The sequence below is a fragment of the Pseudomonas sp. ICMP 460 genome (assembly GCF_002723595.1).
Lineage (GTDB): Bacteria > Pseudomonadota > Gammaproteobacteria > Pseudomonadales > Pseudomonadaceae > Aquipseudomonas > Aquipseudomonas kitaguniensis.
This window is the reverse complement of the sequence record NZ_LKBR01000010.1, coordinates 104,590-122,763: the sequence shown is the minus strand read 5'-3', so window position 1 is coordinate 122,763 and position 18,174 is coordinate 104,590. Positions and strand designations below refer to the sequence as shown.

Below are 18,174 nucleotides of genomic sequence, written 5' to 3'. Positions count from 1 at the left end.
GTCCATCGCTTACCAACACTTGAAAAGGATGGATTCCGTGGACGCTTGGTGGCATGAAGTCTGGCAAACCCTGCAAACCGAGTTCGCCGACATCGGCGATGCAAAACAGCTCACTCAATTAACGGTTCGGCTGCTGATCGCCGCCATTCTGGGCGGTATTCTGGGTTTTGAACGAGAGCACAAGGGCAAGGCCGCCGGGGTGCGCACGCATATGCTGGTGGCGTTGGGCGCTGCATTGTTTGTATTGGTGCCACATGTGTCCGGCAGCCAGGCGGATGCCATGAGCCGTGTGCTGCAAGGCGTTATCGCAGGTATCGGGTTTCTCGGCGCGGGCACCATTCTCAAAGGCAAGCCGGGTGACGAGGGCCAGTATGTCAAAGGCCTGACCACCGCTGCCGGGCTGTGGATGACCGCTGCGATTGGCGTCGCCGCTGGCATGGGCCGCGAGTCGACAGCGGTGATCAGTACGTTGTTGGCGTTGTTGATCTTTAATGTGATGCCCCGAATCGTCAGTGTTTTCGAGAAAAATGACGACCCGCGGTCAGGTCACTAAGTCTTTGTCTTTGACGTGGCCGAATATTTTTGCGACCAGCGCAGGCGTCCCCCGGTTGCCGGAAACCACCAGCACACTCGCGTTATTTTCACGCGAATATTTCAACTGTATTTCGCCACTCTCGCCGGATAACCGGTCGACGCTCTGCAGCGGTTTGTTCAGCTGCCTGCTGATACCGGTGAGGTTGAGTTTGTCTCGGCCAGTGACGAAATTCCTGATTTCGCTCGGCTGATCCAGCGTTGATTCGCCAGTGTTGGAGAAGCTGTAGATCATGGGGTGCTTCTCGTGGCCGGTAGGGTATTGATCGCCTCTTTCCCAATCGTCAGCCTGCGCATATTGCAACGCCTCGGAATGTTTTTTCACCAGCGTGGCGATATCGCAGAGGTGTTTACTCTTGCTGGCCAAATCAGTCATATAGTTTTGAATAGTGGTCAGAGCAGGCTGTTCTCTTTTGGAGAAAGCGCGAACCATTTCAAAACGGCTGCCCGGCGCGGCGTTCATCAAACCGGCCTTTAAATTGAACAGGGCTGCATCCACGTATTTGCGATAAGACTCGACCTGCTCTGACTCGATGGGGTCGAGCACAGCATCGATCGAGTGTTCGCTGAACAGGTTCTCAATCGCGTTGAGATCCTTGGCGCAGGCGCGCGCGTCAGGGCCACTCAACAAGCTTTTGATGGAATCGCCGGTCAACAGTGTGTCGATCTTTTGCATGCGCGTTTGTGACTCTTTGGAGTCAGGGGTGCGCATCATGCGCTCTACCGTGTTGCGGTCGAGGTGAGCCCTGAGATTTTTGAGTTCGTGTCTCAGTTGCGCATGACTCTCAGGGCCGGGTGTGGAATTGTCGGCGTCCTTGGGTGCCCGCGCGTTGTTCGGCGCTGACTGCAGCAATGTGTCCAATGCCAGTGATGACACGCCCGCGGGTGCCGGCGCGGTGGTTTGGGATTTAACGTGGTTAGACGGCGCGTCCGAATGGGCGCGCCACGGTTGCTGAATGGTCGACATGATAAGTCCTCATTGGCAAATGTAATAAACGCAGTCTCAAGGACGGCATTGAGATCAGCCTTGGTTCAGTATGAGGACTATCACGTCAGCGCGATTTAGGTTGTTCTCTTTAAAGTGAGTAGGAAATGTCGACTTTAAATGCCCTTACCAGCAGCGCTCAGAGGATCACGGGCGGCTCGCCCGTCGGCGGTTCTTGCACGGGCGGTGGTTCATTTTCGGGCGGTTCCTGTTCAGGAATCGGCGGCGGCTCAGCGGGCGGTAACGTCGGTTCGTCGATATTGGGATCAGGGGTTTCAGCCGGGATCGGGATATTCATCGGTGTGGCCTCCTTTGTGCTTTGGTGTATCGGTGGACACCCGCCGTGGGGAATTGATTCCCCGCTCAATGGCAGCACATCCACCTGAACTTTTAACCCAGGTGCAGGCTCGGACCTATGACGGCCCTGCTCAGGGAGAGCGTCGCCGTATCAGAATTCGGATCTAGCAAAGAGCGTCCATAGGGCGTAAGGGGAAGATGCTCGATGACTGCTGAAACACTGACTCCAGACGATTTTTTATTGCCACTGTCCCAAGCGTTGCTGTTGCCGAGGATAGCGATTGAAAGCACCAGCCCGGTGATCGACGGCGGCGAATTTGCGGTAAAAGCCGTGGTAGGCCAGCGGGTCAATGTCACCAGTACGGTGTTTGCCGACGGCCACGACAAGCTCGCTGTGGTTATTCGCTGGCGTGCGCTGAGTGAAGAAAGCTGGCACAGCGTGGTGATGGCCGATGTCGGCAACAACGGCTGGGAAGGCGCGTTTACCGTTACGCAGCAAGGCCCCCACGAATACTGCATTGAAGCCTGGGTCGATACTTTCGCCAGCTTCTGCTACGAATTGCGCAAGAAACATGAGGCCGGGGTGCCGGTCAGCCTGGAGCTGCAGGAAGGTCGCAGCCTGGTGCTGCAAGCGGCTGAGCGCAGCGACAACGAACTGCGTGACCGCCTGATGCTGTTGCACCATGAGCTTTCCGGACTGCTTGAAACCGAGCAAGTCGCGCTGTTCCTGCACGAAAACAGTGCACACTTGATGACCCAGGCCGACCACCGTGCCTACTTGAGCGTCAGCACTGTTTACCCGATCGACGTGGAGCGCGAAGCGGCGCAATTTGCCAGTTGGTATGAGCTGTTCCCGCGCTCGATCACCGACGATCCTGCCCGCCACGGTACGTTTAATGACGTGCACTCACGGTTGTCGATGATCCATGACATGGGTTTTGACGTGCTTTACTTTCCGCCGATTCACCCCATCGGCCGCAGCCATCGCAAAGGCAAGAACAATTCGCTGACCGCTGGCCCGCAAGACCCTGGCAGCCCCTACGCGATTGGCAGCGAGGAGGGCGGCCACGAAGCCATCCACCCGCAACTTGGCAGCCGTGATGATTTTCGCCGCCTGGTCAAAGCCGCCGCCGACCACGGCCTGGAAATCGCCCTCGACTTTGCGATCCAGTGCTCGCAGGACCACCCATGGCTCAAACAGCATCCGGGCTGGTTCAACTGGCGCCCGGACGGCACGATCAAATACGCCGAGAACCCGCCGAAGAAATACCAGGACATCGTCAACGTCGACTTCTATGCCGCCGATGCGATCCCCGGTCTGTGGACCGAGTTGCGCGACATCGTGGTGGGCTGGGTCGAAGAGGGCGTGAAGACGTTCCGTGTCGACAACCCGCACACCAAGCCGCTGCCGTTCTGGCAATGGTTGATCAGCGATGTGCGCGCGAAGTACCCCGAGGTTATTTTTCTCGCTGAAGCGTTCACCACGCCGGCGATGATGGCGCGTTTGGGCAAAGTCGGTTATTCGCAGAGCTACACCTACTTCACATGGCGCAACTCCAAGGCCGAGTTGAGCGAGTACCTGGCGCAACTCAACCAGTCACCGTGGCGCGAGTGCTACCGGCCGAACTTTTTCGTCAACACCCCCGACATCAACCCGGGTTTCCTGCACGAATCCGGTCGCCCTGGCTTTCTGATCCGCGCAGCGCTGGCCACCATGGGCTCAGGCTTGTGGGGCATGTATTCGGGCTTTGAGTTGTGCGAAGCCGCGCCGGTGCCGGGCAAAGAAGAGTACCTGGACTCGGAGAAATACGAGATCCGCCCGCGCGACTTCACTGCGCCCGGCAACATCATCGCCGAAATTGCCCAGCTCAACCGTATCCGTCGGCAAAACCCGGCGCTGCAAACGCACTTGGGCCTGAAGCTTTACAACGCCTGGAACGACAACATTCTGTACTTCGGCAAGCGCAGTGAAGACGGCAGCAATTTCATCCTGGTCGCGGTCAACCTCGACCCGTTCAACGCGCAGGAGGCCAATTTCGAGTTGCCGCTGTGGGAAATGGGCTTGCCTGACGACGCCCAAACCCAAGGCGAAGACTTGATGAACGGCCATCGCTGGACCTGGTACGGCAAGACCCAGTGGATGCGGCTGGAGCCGCATACGCCATTCGGAATCTGGCGAATCACCACGTCCTGAGCCAACTGATGATCAACCGTGGGGGCTGGCAGGCCAGCTCCCGCACTGACCGCAGTGCTTCAGGCAGACGTTCACCTATTTCAGGAGCTTGCAATGGCGAAGAAACCCAAGGCTGCCACGTTCATCAAAGACCCGCTCTGGTACAAGGACGCGGTGATCTATCAGGTTCACGTCAAATCCTATTTCGACTCCAATAACGACGGCATCGGTGACTTCCCCGGGCTGATCGCCAAGCTCGACTACATCGCCGATCTGGGCGTAAACACTATTTGGCTGTTGCCGTTCTACCCGTCGCCGCGCCGCGATGACGGCTATGACATCGCTGAATACCGTGGTGTGCACAGCGATTACGGGACCATGGCCGACGCCAAGCGGTTTATCGCCGAAGCGCACAACCGCGGGCTGCGGGTGATTACCGAGTTGGTGATCAACCACACCTCCGATCAGCACCCGTGGTTTCAGCGCGCGCGCAAGGCCAAGCCGGGTTCGGCGGCGCGTGACTTCTATGTGTGGTCGGATGACGACCAGAAGTACGACGGCACCCGCATCATCTTCCTCGATACCGAGAAGTCCAACTGGACCTGGGACCCGGTCGCCGGCCAGTACTTCTGGCACCGCTTCTATTCGCATCAACCGGACCTCAACTTCGACAACCCGCAGGTGATGAAAGCCGTGCTGTCGGTGATGCGTTTCTGGCTGGACATGGGCATTGACGGGCTGCGCCTGGATGCCATTCCGTACCTGATCGAGCGCGACGGCACCAACAACGAGAACCTGCCGGAAACCCACGACGTCCTCAAGCAGATTCGCGCCGAGATCGACGCGCATTACCCAGACCGCATGCTGTTGGCCGAAGCCAACCAGTGGCCGGAAGACACACAACTGTATTTTGGTGACAAAAAAGGCGATGACGGTGATGAATGCCACATGGCCTTCCACTTCCCGCTGATGCCGCGCATGTACATGGCGCTGGCCCAGGAAGATCGCTTCCCGATCACCGATATTTTGCGCCAGACCCCGGAGATTCCCGCTAATTGCCAATGGGCGATCTTCCTGCGCAACCACGATGAACTGACCCTGGAAATGGTCACCGATAAAGAACGCGACTACCTGTGGAACTACTACGCCGCTGACCGACGCGCGCGAATCAACCTGGGTATTCGTCGGCGCCTGGCGCCGTTGATGGAGCGCGACCGTCGCCGCGTTGAATTGCTTAACAGCCTGCTGTTGTCGATGCCTGGTACGCCGACCCTGTATTACGGCGATGAAATTGGCATGGGCGACAACATCTACCTGGGCGACCGCGACGGCGTACGCACGCCGATGCAATGGTCAATCGACCGTAACGGCGGCTTCTCGCGCGCCGACCCGGCGAGCCTGGTATTGCCGCCGATCATGGACGCGCAGTACGGCTATCAGTCGGTTAACGTCGAAACCCAGGCCCAAGACCCGCATTCATTGCTGAACTGGACCCGGCGCATGCTCGCGGTGCGCAAACAGTCCAAAGCGTTTGGCCGGGGCAGTTTGAAAATGCTCTCGCCGAGCAACCGGCGCATTTTGGCGTATACCCGTGAATTCACCGGCGAAGACGGGAGCACTGAAATCATTTTGTGCGTGGCCAACGTGTCGCGCAGCGCGCAGGCGGCAGAACTCGACCTCTCGGCTTTCGCCGGCATGGTGCCGGTGGAGATGCTCGGCGGGAATGCCTTCCCGCCCATCGGCCAGCTGAATTTTTTACTCACGCTGGCGCCGTACGGGTTCTATTGGTTTGTGCTCGCGGCGGAAAACCAGATGCCCAGCTGGCATGTGGAACCCGCGCAGAGCATCCCCGACTTCACCACCCTGGTACTTAAAAAGCGTATGGAAGAATTGCTCGACGAACCGTGCCGCAACACCCTGGAGCAAACCGCGCTACCGGTTTGGCTGCCCAATCGGCGTTGGTTCGCCGGCAAGGACACCGCCATTGAGCGTGTGCAAATTGCCTACGGCGTACGCTTTGGCGACGCGCAGCACCCGGTGCTGCTCAGTGAAATCGACGTGACCAGCGGCGGTCAGGTCAACCGCTATCAGTTGCCGTTCGGCTTCCTCGGTGAAGACCAGTTCACCAGCGCGCTACCGCAGCAGTTGGCGATGGCGCGCGTACGGCGCGTGCGGCAGGTGGGTTTGGTGACCGATGCGTTCAGCCTGGACCACTTCATTCGTGCGGTTATTCAGGGCTTGCAAGCCGGCACCGTGCTGACTACCAACGAAGGCGATTTGCGCTTTGAGGCCACACCGCACTTGGCCCCGCTGCAACTGACCGACGAGGCGCAGGTGCGTTACCTGTCGGCCGAGCAGTCGAACAGTTCGGTGGTGGTCGGCGAAAGCCTGGTGCTCAAGCTGATCCGTAAAGTCAGCAGCGGCGTGCACCCGGAACTTGAAATGAGCGCCTACCTGACCGCAGCCGGTTACCCGAACATTTCGCCGTTGCTGGGCTCGATGATTCGTCGCGATAACCAGGGCGAGGACAACTTGTTAATGATTGCTCAGGGTTACTTGAGCAACCAGGGCGATGCGTGGGCCTGGACCCAAAACAGCCTGGAACGCGCGATTCGCGACGAGCTGGCGCAGGCCATGTCTGAGCAGGAGCAGCACTACAATGCCCTTGGTGAGCTGAAAGACTTTGCCGGTTTGCTCGGCCAGCGCCTCGGTGAAATGCACGTGGTACTCGGCGCGCCAACCAGCAATAAAGACTTCAAGCCCGAGGCCACCACGGTCAAGGACACGCAAGCCTGGGCCAAGGATGTGGGCGCGCAAATCGACCGCGCGCTGCAATTACTCAAACTTCATCAAGCCCGGTTGAACCCCGCCGATCAGGCGCTGGTCAGTGATTTACTGGCGCAGAAAAAAGCCATCGGCAGTCATGTCCAGGCCCTGGCGAAAGCCACGGCGGGCGGGCTGCGCATTCGCGTTCACGGTGACTTGCACCTGGGCCAGGTATTGGTGGTGAAGGGGGATGCCTACTTGATTGACTTTGAAGGCGAACCCGCACGACCGCTGCATGAGCGGCGCGGTAAACACAGCCCGTATAAAGACGTGAGTGGCGTGCTGCGCTCGTTTGATTACGCGGCGGCCATGGCGCTGAATGTACAAGGCGTGGACCACTCGCCCGAAGCGGACACCGCCCGCAAGCGGGTGACCGATCGCTACCTCAGTGAAGCGCGTGAGGCCTTTACCCAGGCTTATCATCAGGCTACGTCTACACTGGCGCATGCCTGGCAGGATGCCGAGGGCCAGCGTGCAGCACTGACCTTGTTCAGTCTGGAGAAGGCCGCGTACGAAGTGGCTTACGAAGCGGAAAATCGCCCGACCTGGTTGCCGGTGCCGTTGCAAGGTTTGCACGGACTGCTCAGCGGGCTTACACCTATATCGAAAACTGCACGCGGTGGGGAGAATTCATGAGTTTTACAGATAAACAACCGCTGCAATCGACATCGAAGGCGATGCCGGCGTCCCACGACGTTGAAGCGCTGGTACGCGCCGAGCACCCGGACCCTTTCTCGATTCTGGGGCCGCACGATGACGAACATGGCGGCCAGTTCATCCGCGCGTTTCTGCCGGAAGCCCTCAGCGTTCAGGTGTTGACGCGTGACGGCGGTGAACCGATCGGCAGCCTGGATGCGACCCAAGTACCGGGCTTGTTTATCGGGCACTTCACGACGCGCCAGGCTTACCTGCTTAAAATTCAGTGGGCCGGTGGCGAGCAAATCACCGAAGACCCGTACAGCTTCAGCCAATTGCTGCTGGGCGAGATGGACCTTTACCTGTTTGCCGAAGGCAACCACCGCGACCTCAGCAGTTGCCTCGGCGCACAGGTCACCCGCGTAGATGGCGTGCAAGGTGTGCGCTTCGCCGTCTGGGCACCGAATGCCCGACGCGTGTCGGTGGTGGGTGATTTCAATATCTGGGACGGCCGCCGGCATCCCATGCGCTTGCGGCATCCGTCGGGTGTGTGGGAGATCTTTGTCCCGCGTCTGCAACCGGGCGCGGCCTACAAGTACGAGATTCTCGGCGCTAATGGCATTCTGCCGCTTAAGGCTGACCCGATGGCGCTGGCCACCCAGTTGCCGCCCGACACTGCCTCCAAAGTCGCTGCGCCGTTGCAGGTCGACTGGCAGGACGATGCGTGGATGCAGTCGCGCGCTGAGCGCCAACACCCTTCGGCGCCGCTGTCGATTTACGAGTTGCATGTGGGTTCGTGGCAGTGCGAGCTGGACGAGGCCGGTGAAGTGTCGCGCCAGTATGGCTGGCGCGAACTTGCCGAGCGCTTGATTCCGTATGTACAGGAACTGGGTTTTACGCATATCGAGCTGATGCCGATCATGGAACACCCGTTCGGCGGCTCGTGGGGTTACCAGGCGCTGTCGCAATTCGCGCCGACCGCACGCTTTGGTTCGCCCGAAGACTTCGGGTTCTTCATCAATGCCCTGCACCAGGCCAATATCGGCGTGATTCTTGACTGGGTGCCGGCGCATTTTCCTACCGATACCCACGGGCTGGCGCAATTCGACGGCACTGCGCTGTACGAGTATGCCAACCCGCTGGAAGGCTTCCACCAGGATTGGGACACGCTGATCTACAACCTCGGCCGCACCGAAGTTCACGGGTTCATGCTGGCCTCGGCGCTGCACTGGCTCAAACACTTTCATATCGATGGCCTGCGCGTGGATGCGGTGGCGTCGATGCTGTATCGCGATTATTCACGCAAAGCCGGCGAATGGGTGCCCAACCGCCATGGCGGCCGCGAGAACCTTGAAGCCATCGACTTCCTGCGTCATTTGAACGATGTGGTTGCCCTGGAAGCGCCCGGCGCGCTGGTGATTGCCGAAGAGTCGACGGCCTGGCCCGGTGTCAGCCAACCGACCCAGCAGGGCGGTTTGGGCTTCGACTACAAATGGAACATGGGCTGGATGCACGATTCGCTGCATTACATTCAGCAAGACCCGGTGTACCGCGCCCATCATCACAGCGAGCTGAGTTTTGGCCTGGTGTATGCCTGGTCCGAGCGGTTTATCCTGCCGATTTCCCACGATGAAGTGGTGCACGGCAAACACTCGCTGATCGACAAGATGCCCGGTGATCGCTGGCAGAAGTTTGCCAACCTGCGCGCTTACTTGAGTTTCATGTGGATGCATCCCGGCAAAAAGCTGCTGTTCATGGGCTGCGAGTTTGGCCAGTGGCGCGAGTGGAACCACGACCAGCAACTGGACTGGTACTTGTTGCAGTACCCCGAGCACCGTGGCGTGCAAAAGCTGGTCGGCGACCTGAACCGCTTGTACCGCGAGGAACCGGCGCTGCACGAGCAGGACGACGCACCTCAGGGCTTCCAGTGGCTGATCGGTGATGACGCGGTCAACAGCGTCTACGCATGGCTGCGCTGGAGCAAGGACGGCAAGCCGGTGCTGGTGGTGGCCAACTTCACGCCGGTACCGCGTGAGGCCTATTCGGTCGGCGTGCCGTTTGCCGGGCGCTGGAGCGAGGTGATCAACAGTGATGCCGACACGTACGCGGGCTCCAATTATGGCAATGGTGGGGAAGTGTTCACTCAGGATGAGCCGCGCCATGGGCAGCCAGTGTCGTTGTCGTTGAACCTGCCACCGCTGGGCGTGTTGATTCTGAGGCCGCAAGCGCTCTAACGGCTCTAGCGTAACAGTTTGTGTTGTCCGTGCTGCTGGCGAGGTGCCACAATGCCGCCTTTGTGGTGGCAGTCGGGGCAGGCGGACTTCATGAATGGCGCAGGACGTGGGCAGGACCAGGATGGTTTTATCGAAGAGCAGGTGCGAACGGATCGTTTGCATCAGCTGTTCCGCCAATCGTTCGCGGCTATCTTTGGCAGCTATCTTGGCGCGGTGATGCTCTGCTGGCTGTGTTGGGAGCGCTTTGACCACACGGTGATGCGGGTCTGGCTGCTGGTGCTGGCGGTGTCTACGCTGTTACGGCTGAAGATGTTCATGGGCTGGTTTCGCTGCCCCGACAGCGAGCGCACCCCAGCGCGTTGGGAGCGTCGCTACGCGCTGACGTTGATGCTGTCTGCCGGTGTGTGGGGCGTTGGCGCGCTGGCGGTGATGCCTGCCGACGACCGCCTTTCGCAGGTCGTGGTGATGTTGTTTACGGTCGGCATGTCGGTCAGCGCGGTCTCGTGCTATTCGGCCTATCGCTACATGACACTGGGCTCCATGGCGCTGGTGCTGATGCCCTGCACGCTGTGGCTGCTGTTCCAGCCATCGTCGATACAAGTGGGCGTGGGCATTGCAGTGCTGGTGTTCTCGACCTTTGTGGTCAGCGCCACGCGTAAATTTTCCGATGCGCTCGAAAAAGCCTTTCGCCTGACCCGGCAAATGGAACGCGCACGCAATATTTCCACGCACGCCGCGCAGACCGATGAACTCACCGGGCTGATGAACCGCCGCGCGTTTTTCGAAAATGCCCATGTGTTGTACGCGCAGTGTCGCCACCAACAGCAACCGCTGTGCGTGCTGATGATGGACATGGATCACTTCAAGCAGATCAACGACACCTACGGCCATCAGGCGGGCGATCAAGTGCTGCGGCAGATTGGCGAGGTGATCAGCGCATCGTTTCGTCAGGCTGATGTGTATGGTCGGCTCGGTGGCGAGGAGTTTGCGGTGCTGCTGCCCAATACCACGCTGGACACCGCGCGCGGCATTGCCGAGCAACTGATCAAGGCGATCTCCGGCCTGGCCTCCGACCCGGTGCAGGGCGTGACCGCAAGCCTTGGTGTTGCCGCCACCCATCACCTTGAGATGGACCTGCATGGCCTGATGAACAGTGCCGACAAGGCGCTTTACCGCGCCAAGGCGCTCGGCCGCAACCAGGTCGCCGTCGCAGACTAGGGCAGGGGCGCGGCAGCATTCAGTCCTTGAGCATCGACTTGGCCAACGCGCAGGCCACCTGTTCGGCAGAGTACGGTTTGGCGAGGAACTCGAACCCTTCGTAGCCACTTTCGGCCAATTCTTCGCTGTAGCCCGACGTGATCACCACCGGCAGGTCGGGCCGGCGCTGACGCAGCAGCTTGGTCATCGCTACGCCTGTCATGCCGGGCATCACCACGTCCGAAAATACCGCGTCGAAGCCCGAGGCATCCGGGCCGGCCAGCGCCAATGCCTGTTCGGCGTTGGTGGCCCAGGTAGTCTGGTAGCCCAGGTCCTGCAAGATCTGATTGGCAAAACGACCGACTTCGAGGTTGTCTTCGACGATCAAAATATGCAGCAGTGCGGCGTCGTGCGTTGTGTGCAGGGCCACGCCGTGATCTTGCTGCGGCGCGCAAGGCTGCTCAGCCACGGGCTCAGCTTGCGGCAGGTACAGCGTAAAAACGCTGCCCTGGCCCAGGTTGCTGGTCACGTCAATGTTGCCGCCGGACTGTTTGGCGAACCCGAACACCTGCGACAAGCCCAAGCCGGTGCCTTTGCCCACGGCCTTGGTGGTAAAAAACGGGTCGAAAATGCGCTCTACGATGTCAGCCGAAATACCGATGCCGGTGTCGAGCAGTGAAACACTCACAAACGGCTGGTGCACGGCGGCATCGCCACGAATGCTTGGCAGCGCCGCCACATTCGCCACGCGCAATGTGAGGGTGCCTTGCCCTTGTATGGCATCGCGGGCGTTGAGGGCGATGTTGATCAGCGCCGTTTCAAACTGGCTCACGTCGACACTTACATAGCAGGGCTCATAGCAGGGCTGCTCGGGCACTTCCGTGCGCACCTGAATACGTGCACCGGTCACGCTTTCAAGCATCTCGCCGATATTTTTCACCCGTTGGCCGGCGTCGAACACTTGCGGGTTGAGCGGCTGGCGGCGCGCAAAGGCGAGTAATTGACTGGTGAGCTTGCTGGCGCGTTCGACCGTGTCCGATACCGCGCCCATGTAGCGTTGGCGCCGTGCTTCGGAAAGCCCTGGCTGGCGCAAGAAGTCCACCGAGGAACGAATGATGGTCAGCAGGTTGTTGAAGTCATGGGCCACGCCGCCGGTCAATTGGCCAATAGCTTCAAGCTTTTGCGACTGGTGCAGGGCGGCCTCGGTCTGGGCCAATGCGGTGGTACGTTCTTCGACCCGCCGCTCCAGGGTGGCATTGAGCTCGGTAATTGCCGCCAGGCCCTCGCGTACAGCGGTGTCGGCGCGTACACGCTCGATGTGCGCCCACGAACGTTCGGTGACTTCGCCGACCAGTGCCAGTTCATAGGGCGACCAGACACGCGGGGACTTATCGTGCACGGCCATCAGCGCCGTCAGGCGGCCGTGCTTGATCAGCGGGAAACACATCGACGCGGTGACGCCCAGCGCCTGGTAGCGGGCCGACTCCTCAGGGATGAACTCCTCGCGGTTATCGCGAATCACCAGCGGTTCACCGGCGCGTAACTGTTCTACCGCCCGCGCGCCAAAGGTAGACAGGCTGTAGCGCCCAACGATATTTGGCGAGCCTTGAGCGACCCAGTTGCCGCGAATGGTGAAGCCGTCTTCATCGGCATCCATATCGGCATAGGAACAGTTCGACACACCCAAATGCTCGGCCAGCAGGCGCGTGGTGGTGGTCATGATCGCTTCGGCGTCGTGGGCATTCACCACGTGACTGCTGATGGTGTCCAGCACGGCCAGGCGCCGCGCCAGAAATACCGTAGCGGTGGTTTCCGTGACCGTATTGAGCATGCCGACAACCGTGCCTTCAGGGTCGCGAATAGGGCTGTAGCAAAACGTGAAGTACGCCTGCTCGGGGCCGCCGCCACGCTCAACCACCAAGGGGTGGTTTTCGATGTAGGTGGCATGCCCCTGAAAGGCGGCGTTGGCGATGGGGCTGACTTCGGCCCAGACCTCGCGCCATGTCTCGCTGAATGCGCGCCCCAACGCGCTGGGTTTATCGCCAAGAATCGGCACAAACGCATCGTTGTAGAGCGTAATCAGGTGTTGCCCCCAAATGATGGCCTGCGGGAAGCTCGACGCGAAGCTCAGTGCAACAGTGGTTTTGAGCACATCGGGCCACGCTTCAAGCGGCCCCAGCGGGGTACTCGCCCAATTGTGCAGGCGTACCTTCTCGGCCATGTCGCTGCTGCTTTGCAGCCAGTTCATCATTCGGTCAACACCTTATTTACCGCGGCCTCGAAGTCACCTGAATGCATCAGCGCACTCAGCAACAGACACGCATCCACGCTGCCAGTTCAGCGCGATTATCCATGAGATGGCAATGTGATGTCTCACTCCGTTTGAATAGGTCGGTATGACTGGCCGCGTGTGGCGGTCCTGGCTTGCTATTGCGCGCCCAAAACCGCCGTCCAATAAATACCTGCATCACTCTTTGGGTCCATGGCGTAGGCCGCGCCCAACTCACGAAACTGCGGGTTCATCAGGTTGGCACAGTGGCCGGGGCTGGCGAGCCAGCCGTCGACTACCTTGCGCGGCGTGTCGAGGCCGGCGGCAATATTTTCGCCAATATTTTTTGCGCCATATCCCGCCAGTTCCGCGCGGTCGCCGGGCGTACGGCCGTCATGGTCGAGGTGGTCGAAAAAATTGCCGTTGGCCATATTGCGCGTGTGGCTATTTGCCGCGTCGGCCAGGTTATCGTTCCACGACAACGGTGTGGTCGCGGTAAAGGCTTGGGTGCCGCATTGGCGCGGCTGTTCTCGCGCCGCATTGACCAGGCTCAGCAGTTGCTTGCCTTCGGTCTGCCAGTCGCCCAAGCCGCTGGAGAGCAGCGGGCGCGCCAACACGATGCGCCAGTCCTGGCCGCTGTTGCTCACGCCGATGTCGACAAATTGCGGGTCGAGCACCACACGACAGAAGCTCTCGCGCACGGCTTTCATGGCGGCCTCGGCGTTTTTAGGCCCGGACAGGCTGATAGCCTGCACATTCACCATGGGGTACGCAGCCCGCGCGAGTGCCTGCTGTAAATCGCCGACATTGGTCGCCGGCAGCACCAGCCGCGTATCGCTGGCCAGTGGCGGCAGTTCCTGGGAACCCTGATTACCGCAGCGCTGAACCTGGCTGCGGTACTGATTGATCTGTTGCACCAACTGAGTTTCTTCATCCGCCATCGCGCTGGCGCAGAACGCCAGACTGGCGGCCAGCGTCGTAAGACCCATCATCAATGACAGCACGCGCATGGACGTTACCCTTGAGCTTGAAAGTGCCCATGATGCGCGATGTAGCCCGGTGTGGTGCAACGCCTTTTTTGTTTTTTTGCCTCAACGGGTGTTCTGTGGGTGCTGATCAGCCCGCTCGCCACACTGTTGTAACGGGTACAATCGCCGCTGCCTTGACGCAAAATTCCAGGAATGTGCATGTTCAGCCTTACCCGTTACACCACGCCGTGCCCCGAGTCGATCAATAGCCAGATCCTGCAAATGGTGGTGGACAACCTCACCGACATCAGCGCCGTGGCGCTGGCGCCGAGTAACTTGCTCTATAACATCTATCAATACGCGCTTGGCTTTGAGGTGCACCTGTACCTGGAAGCGCTGGGCGGCGCCAAGGGCATTGCGGTTGAACTGATCGTGGCCACGGCTGCGCAGGACCCCGAAAAGGTCATCGGTTTTGTGCTGTATTTGCCGGTAAAAGACGACCCCGAGGCGTGCGGTATTGCGTTCATGGCGGTGCAGGCAGGCTGGCGGCGCCAGGGCGTGGCGCGCGCGATGATGCGCGAGGTGCTGGCGCGTTATCCTCACGCCGAGTTGGCCTGCGCCGTGGAAAAGGTCGCGGTGTTCGAGGCCTTGGGCTTTCAAGTACGCGGCGCGCGTGGCACTCAGGTGTTGATGAACACCCGTGACTACGGCACCGATGGCCTGATGGGCGTGTTGGACGTAGCGGCGATTTACCAATCGCTGGAGGTGCGGCAGATTCACACCTACCTGCTGCAAAAACACGGCAAGCGCGCGATGACCGATGCGGAGAAACAGCGTGACCGGCATCTGGATCAATTAACACGCAAGGTCCAGCGCTTTGTGAGTGAGCACCGGGCCTGAATGCAAAAAACCTTCCCGGGAAGGTTTTTATCGGGTCAGTCAAGCGGCGCCGCGTTCGACCATCGCCACAATCATTGCGAATAACTCGTGCTGCGCCTCGTCGCGGCTGATGTCGCCATTGGCCGCCGCCTGCGACAACGCTTCGGCTGCGCCGAGCATGCCGCGCAGGCCAGCTTGGGACACACTGGCGCCGGGCGCGAACGGCGCCAGTGCATCGCGGCATTTGGCGAGGAAGATGGCCTCGTATTCGCGCTTCAAGGTTTCCAGTTCCGGCGAACTGCTCAACGCGGCAATTACCCCCGGAATTTCCCGCCCTTGTAACAACACGCAATCGACGTAACACGCGGCGATCACCTGCGCACGTTCGGCCAGCGTCGCGCTGCTGGTCTGCAGGGCTTCGTCAAATACCTGGTTCTGGCGCGCGTCGAAATCTTCATACAGCGCCACCAACAGCCCTGCGCGGGTGACGAAATGGTCGTAGACCACCGGTTTGGTCACACCTGCCAGCTCCGCCAGGCGGCCCAGCGTCAGGGCATCTGTGCCCTCGGCGCGCACCAGTTGCCAGGCAACGTCGAGCAATTGGCGCAGGCGGTCTTCGCGTGAAAGGCGTCGGCGTGGGGCAGGGGATTCAGTGCTTGACATGTTTATATACCAAAAGTAACTTAATTCGCACAACTTACCAAAAGTAGCTTACCAAACGTAGCCTACTAACCGTAGCTTCGGCCGAGCCTAAACCGAATTGGAGTCACTGTCATGCACGCACTGATCGTTGTTGCTCACCACGACCCGGCATCCCTCACGCACGGCGTGGCGGCGCAAGTGGCGGCGGGGCTGACCGCCTGCGGCCACACGTACGAAATCGCCGACCTTGCTGCCGAAGGCTTCGACCCGCGCTACAGCGCCGCCGACCATCGGGTGCACCGCTCGCACGCCGCGCCGCCCGCCGAGATCCTTGCCGAACAGGCGCGCATCGACCGCGCCGACGCATTGGTGCTGGCCTTCCCGATCTACTGGTGGTCGCTGCCGGCTTTGCTCAAAGGCTGGATCGACCGTGTGTTCGTCAACGGCTGGGCGATTGACTACGGCCCGGACACACCCGTGATGAAAAAGCTGCGGCACCTGCAGGTGCATTTACTGGCGCTGGGCGCTGCGGATGAAAGCGCGTTTGATCGGCACGGTTATGCCAGCGCCATGCGCACGCAAATCGACTACGGGATCTTTGATTACTGTGGTGCGCAGGTGCTGACATCAAGGTTGCTGCTGGACTCGGAGTCAGGCGGCGCCGAAGCGCATTTGCACAGCGCCATGGCGTTGGGGCGGCAGATGTTCGAGCGGCCCCAGGTGCATGAAAACGCCTGAGCGAAGGCTGCCGCCGCTCAACCCTGGCCAAACAGGTCGTGGGCATCGAGCAAGCGGTAGGCGATTTCCGGGCGTTTTTCCATACCGCGACGGATCGCCGCCGGAATCGATTGCCGGGTTTTGCGGCACATGCCCGGCAGGTCGTCGATGACGATTTGAATCCCGCGCATGCTCTTGACCTCGGTGTGCCCCGGCGCGATATGCACGCGGATACCGAGTTGCTGGTACATCAGCTGTTGCATGCGTTCGAGCTCTTGCAGGCTTTTGAGGTCTTCGAGGCGCTCGATCAGTTTTTTCTCTTCCTGACGCGTCAGGTTGAGAATTCGCAGGTCGGCGCCGGGCGCTTGCAGCAGCTGTTCGCGCTCGCAGACGCAGGCGCCGGGCGGGCAGGGTTGGCGAATGGTCATGTGCAGTGCCTCCCCATTCCGGCGCGGCGGCTTCAGTAGCTCAGCGCAACCCCAAGACTGCCCAGGGCCTTCCAGTAGTCAGGGTAGGTCTTGGCCACGCAATCCGGATCTTGAATGCGAATTCCCGAGACCTTCAGCCCGGCCAAGGCAAAGCACATCGCGATGCGGTGGTCGGCGTGGGTGTCGATCAGCGCGGTGCACGCCGTACCGGCGAGTGCAGGGTCACTGGCGACCAGCAAGTCATCACCTTCGATGCGCGCAAGGCCAGGGCGTATTTGATTCAGCCCGTCGTGCAGCGCTTGTACGCGGTCACATTCCTTCACGCGCAGGTTGGCCAGCTCGGTAAAACGCACTGGCGTGTTGTTGAATGCGGCGAGCACGGCCAGGGTCGGAATGGCGTCTTGCATCTGCGAGCCGACCACGGTGGCCTGCATCTGCGGGAACTGCGCGATCACGGCCTGGGCCTTGGCATCTGGCTGGGTGAAGTCTTGCGCCGCCACGCCAATGTCGATGCGGCCACCGGTCAGCACTTCAGCCGCCCACAAATAGGTTGCCGCCGAGGCGTCGGGTTCGATCAGGTAATCATGCGCGGTGTAGCCGGTGGGGGCGACGCGCCACGTGGTGTCATCCACCTCCTCGACCTGTGCGCCGAAGGCCCGCATGCAGTCCAGCGTCAGGTCTACATAGCCACGCGCGCCGATGTCTTTGCCGGTCAGCGCAACGTCAATCGGTGCTTCACCGCAGGCGGCGAGCATCAGCAGGGCCGACACGTACTGGCTGGACAAACCGCCGTCGATTTCAAAGCGCTTGGCGTGCACCTTGCCCACGCCATGCACGGTAACCGGTGGGCAGCCCGTCGGGCTGTCGACGCGGATACCGTTCTGGCCGAGGGTGGTCAGCAGCGGGCCAATCGGGCGTTTTTGCATGTAGTCGTCGCCGTCCAGCACCACGGTGCCGTTGACGGTGGCCACGGCGGCAGTGAGAAAACGCATCGCGGTGCCCGCATTCCCGAGAAACAATGCGTGCGCCGGCAATTGCAGCGTGCCTGAGCTTGTGACCACAAAGGTGGTGTCATCCGGCTCGTCGATGCTCACGCCCATCGCGCGCAGGGCCACCGACATGTGGCGGGTGTCATCGCTTTTCAGCGCGCCGCTCAAACGGCTGGTGCCCTTGGCCAGCGCCGCCAGCAACAGCGCGCGGTTGGTAATGGATTTGGAGCCGGGGGGCGCGACCTTGCCGTTCAGCGGGAAATTGGGCGGTGTAACGGTCACGGTTTTCTGCGAACTCAAGGTACAAGGCTCCTGATCAAGGCAATGGGGTGCGCGGTGGCCG

General features: G+C 60.5%; 14 protein-coding genes. 7 read left to right on the top strand and 7 right to left on the bottom strand.

The features are described from left to right. Nucleotides 1-37 precede the first annotated feature (37 nt). Complete coding sequence (locus AO240_RS09115; RefSeq protein WP_099236287.1) at nucleotides 38-553, top strand: MgtC/SapB family protein; 516 nt, start codon at nucleotides 38-40, stop codon at nucleotides 551-553. Here the strand turns inward: AO240_RS09115 and AO240_RS09110 are convergent. Together AO240_RS09110 and AO240_RS28615 are read right to left on the bottom strand one after the other, a co-directional pair. Further along, nucleotides 542-1,558, bottom strand: coding sequence for a M10 family metallopeptidase C-terminal domain-containing protein (locus AO240_RS09110; RefSeq protein WP_099236257.1), 1,017 nt, complete (start codon nucleotides 1,556-1,558; stop codon nucleotides 542-544). The genes AO240_RS09115 and AO240_RS09110 overlap by 12 nt on opposite strands. 157 nt (nucleotides 1,559-1,715) lie before the next feature. Then, nucleotides 1,716-1,874: a hypothetical protein gene (locus AO240_RS28615; protein ID WP_177445803.1), complete on the bottom strand. Its 159-nt coding sequence runs from the start codon at nucleotides 1,872-1,874 to the stop codon at nucleotides 1,716-1,718. A gap of 204 nt (nucleotides 1,875-2,078) precedes the next feature. Between AO240_RS28615 and AO240_RS09105 the strand changes: the two genes are divergently transcribed. From AO240_RS09105 to AO240_RS09090, 4 genes are all read left to right on the top strand, one after another. Continuing rightward, nucleotides 2,079-4,067, top strand: coding sequence for an alpha-1,4-glucan--maltose-1-phosphate maltosyltransferase (locus AO240_RS09105; RefSeq protein WP_099236256.1), 1,989 nt, complete (start codon nucleotides 2,079-2,081; stop codon nucleotides 4,065-4,067). Nucleotides 4,068-4,160: 93 nt separating this feature from the next. Further along, nucleotides 4,161-7,508, top strand: coding sequence for a maltose alpha-D-glucosyltransferase (treS, locus tag AO240_RS09100; protein WP_099236255.1), 3,348 nt, complete (start codon nucleotides 4,161-4,163; stop codon nucleotides 7,506-7,508). Beyond that, nucleotides 7,505-9,742 carry a 1,4-alpha-glucan branching protein GlgB gene (glgB, locus tag AO240_RS09095; protein WP_099236254.1) on the top strand — a complete coding sequence of 746 codons (2,238 nt, stop codon included), beginning with the start codon at nucleotides 7,505-7,507 and terminating at the stop codon, nucleotides 9,740-9,742. The genes treS and glgB overlap by 4 nt, the downstream gene beginning before the upstream one ends. 51 nt (nucleotides 9,743-9,793) lie before the next feature. Further along, complete coding sequence (locus AO240_RS09090; RefSeq protein WP_099236253.1) at nucleotides 9,794-10,960, top strand: diguanylate cyclase; 1,167 nt, start codon at nucleotides 9,794-9,796, stop codon at nucleotides 10,958-10,960. A 19-nt stretch (nucleotides 10,961-10,979) separates the two neighbouring features. Here AO240_RS09090 and AO240_RS09085 read toward each other — a convergent pair whose 3' ends face one another. Beyond that, nucleotides 10,980-13,190, bottom strand: a complete 2,211-nt coding sequence (locus AO240_RS09085) for a GAF domain-containing protein (RefSeq protein WP_099236252.1) — start codon at nucleotides 13,188-13,190, stop codon at nucleotides 10,980-10,982. A gap of 176 nt (nucleotides 13,191-13,366) precedes the next feature. Beyond that, complete coding sequence (locus AO240_RS09080) at nucleotides 13,367-14,218, bottom strand: CAP domain-containing protein (protein WP_058415000.1); 852 nt, start codon at nucleotides 14,216-14,218, stop codon at nucleotides 13,367-13,369. Nucleotides 14,219-14,395: 177 nt separating this feature from the next. Between AO240_RS09080 and AO240_RS09075 the strand changes: the two genes are divergently transcribed. Then, nucleotides 14,396-15,076, top strand: a complete 681-nt coding sequence (locus AO240_RS09075) for a GNAT family N-acetyltransferase (RefSeq protein WP_099236251.1) — start codon at nucleotides 14,396-14,398, stop codon at nucleotides 15,074-15,076. A gap of 39 nt (nucleotides 15,077-15,115) precedes the next feature. On the opposite strand, the gene AO240_RS09070 is transcribed toward AO240_RS09075, so the two are convergent. After that, nucleotides 15,116-15,718: a TetR/AcrR family transcriptional regulator gene (locus AO240_RS09070; RefSeq protein ID WP_099236250.1), complete on the bottom strand. Its 603-nt coding sequence runs from the start codon at nucleotides 15,716-15,718 to the stop codon at nucleotides 15,116-15,118. Between the two features lie 111 nt (nucleotides 15,719-15,829). Here AO240_RS09070 and AO240_RS09065 point away from each other — a divergent pair, with 111 nt between their 5' ends. After that, a complete protein-coding gene (locus AO240_RS09065) occupies nucleotides 15,830-16,435 on the top strand; it encodes an NAD(P)H-dependent oxidoreductase (RefSeq protein WP_099236249.1) in 606 nt (201 codons plus the stop codon). 17 nt (nucleotides 16,436-16,452) lie between these two features. Here the strand turns inward: AO240_RS09065 and AO240_RS09060 are convergent, their stop codons facing one another. Both AO240_RS09060 and AO240_RS09055 read right to left on the bottom strand, forming a co-directional pair. After that, nucleotides 16,453-16,842, bottom strand: coding sequence for a hypothetical protein (locus tag AO240_RS09060; RefSeq protein ID WP_099236248.1), 390 nt, complete (start codon nucleotides 16,840-16,842; stop codon nucleotides 16,453-16,455). A 32-nt stretch (nucleotides 16,843-16,874) separates the two neighbouring features. Further along, a complete protein-coding gene (locus tag AO240_RS09055; RefSeq protein WP_099236247.1) occupies nucleotides 16,875-18,131 on the bottom strand; it encodes a 3-phosphoshikimate 1-carboxyvinyltransferase in 1,257 nt (418 codons plus the stop codon). Nucleotides 18,132-18,174: the final 43 nt, after the last annotated feature.

What these genes read in the sequence shown, in the direction of transcription:
- AO240_RS09110 (WP_099236257.1), bottom strand. Translation starts at nt 1,558, where the DNA reads ATGTCGACCATTCAGCAACCGTGGCGCGCCCATTCGGACGCGCCGTCT.
- AO240_RS28615 (WP_177445803.1), bottom strand. Translation starts at nt 1,874, where the DNA reads ATGAATATCCCGATCCCGGCTGAAACCCCTGATCCCAATATCGACGAA.
- AO240_RS09105 (WP_099236256.1), top strand. Translation starts at nt 2,079, where the DNA reads ATGACTGCTGAAACACTGACTCCAGACGATTTTTTATTGCCACTGTCC.
- treS (WP_099236255.1), top strand. Translation starts at nt 4,161, where the DNA reads ATGGCGAAGAAACCCAAGGCTGCCACGTTCATCAAAGACCCGCTCTGG.
- glgB (WP_099236254.1), top strand. Translation starts at nt 7,505, where the DNA reads ATGAGTTTTACAGATAAACAACCGCTGCAATCGACATCGAAGGCGATG.
- AO240_RS09090 (WP_099236253.1), top strand. Translation starts at nt 9,794, where the DNA reads ATGCCGCCTTTGTGGTGGCAGTCGGGGCAGGCGGACTTCATGAATGGC.
- AO240_RS09085 (WP_099236252.1), bottom strand. Translation starts at nt 13,190, where the DNA reads ATGATGAACTGGCTGCAAAGCAGCAGCGACATGGCCGAGAAGGTACGC.
- AO240_RS09080 (WP_058415000.1), bottom strand. Translation starts at nt 14,218, where the DNA reads ATGCGCGTGCTGTCATTGATGATGGGTCTTACGACGCTGGCCGCCAGT.
- AO240_RS09075 (WP_099236251.1), top strand. Translation starts at nt 14,396, where the DNA reads ATGTTCAGCCTTACCCGTTACACCACGCCGTGCCCCGAGTCGATCAAT.
- AO240_RS09070 (WP_099236250.1), bottom strand. Translation starts at nt 15,718, where the DNA reads ATGTCAAGCACTGAATCCCCTGCCCCACGCCGACGCCTTTCACGCGAA.
- AO240_RS09065 (WP_099236249.1), top strand. Translation starts at nt 15,830, where the DNA reads ATGCACGCACTGATCGTTGTTGCTCACCACGACCCGGCATCCCTCACG.
- AO240_RS09060 (WP_099236248.1), bottom strand. Translation starts at nt 16,842, where the DNA reads ATGACCATTCGCCAACCCTGCCCGCCCGGCGCCTGCGTCTGCGAGCGC.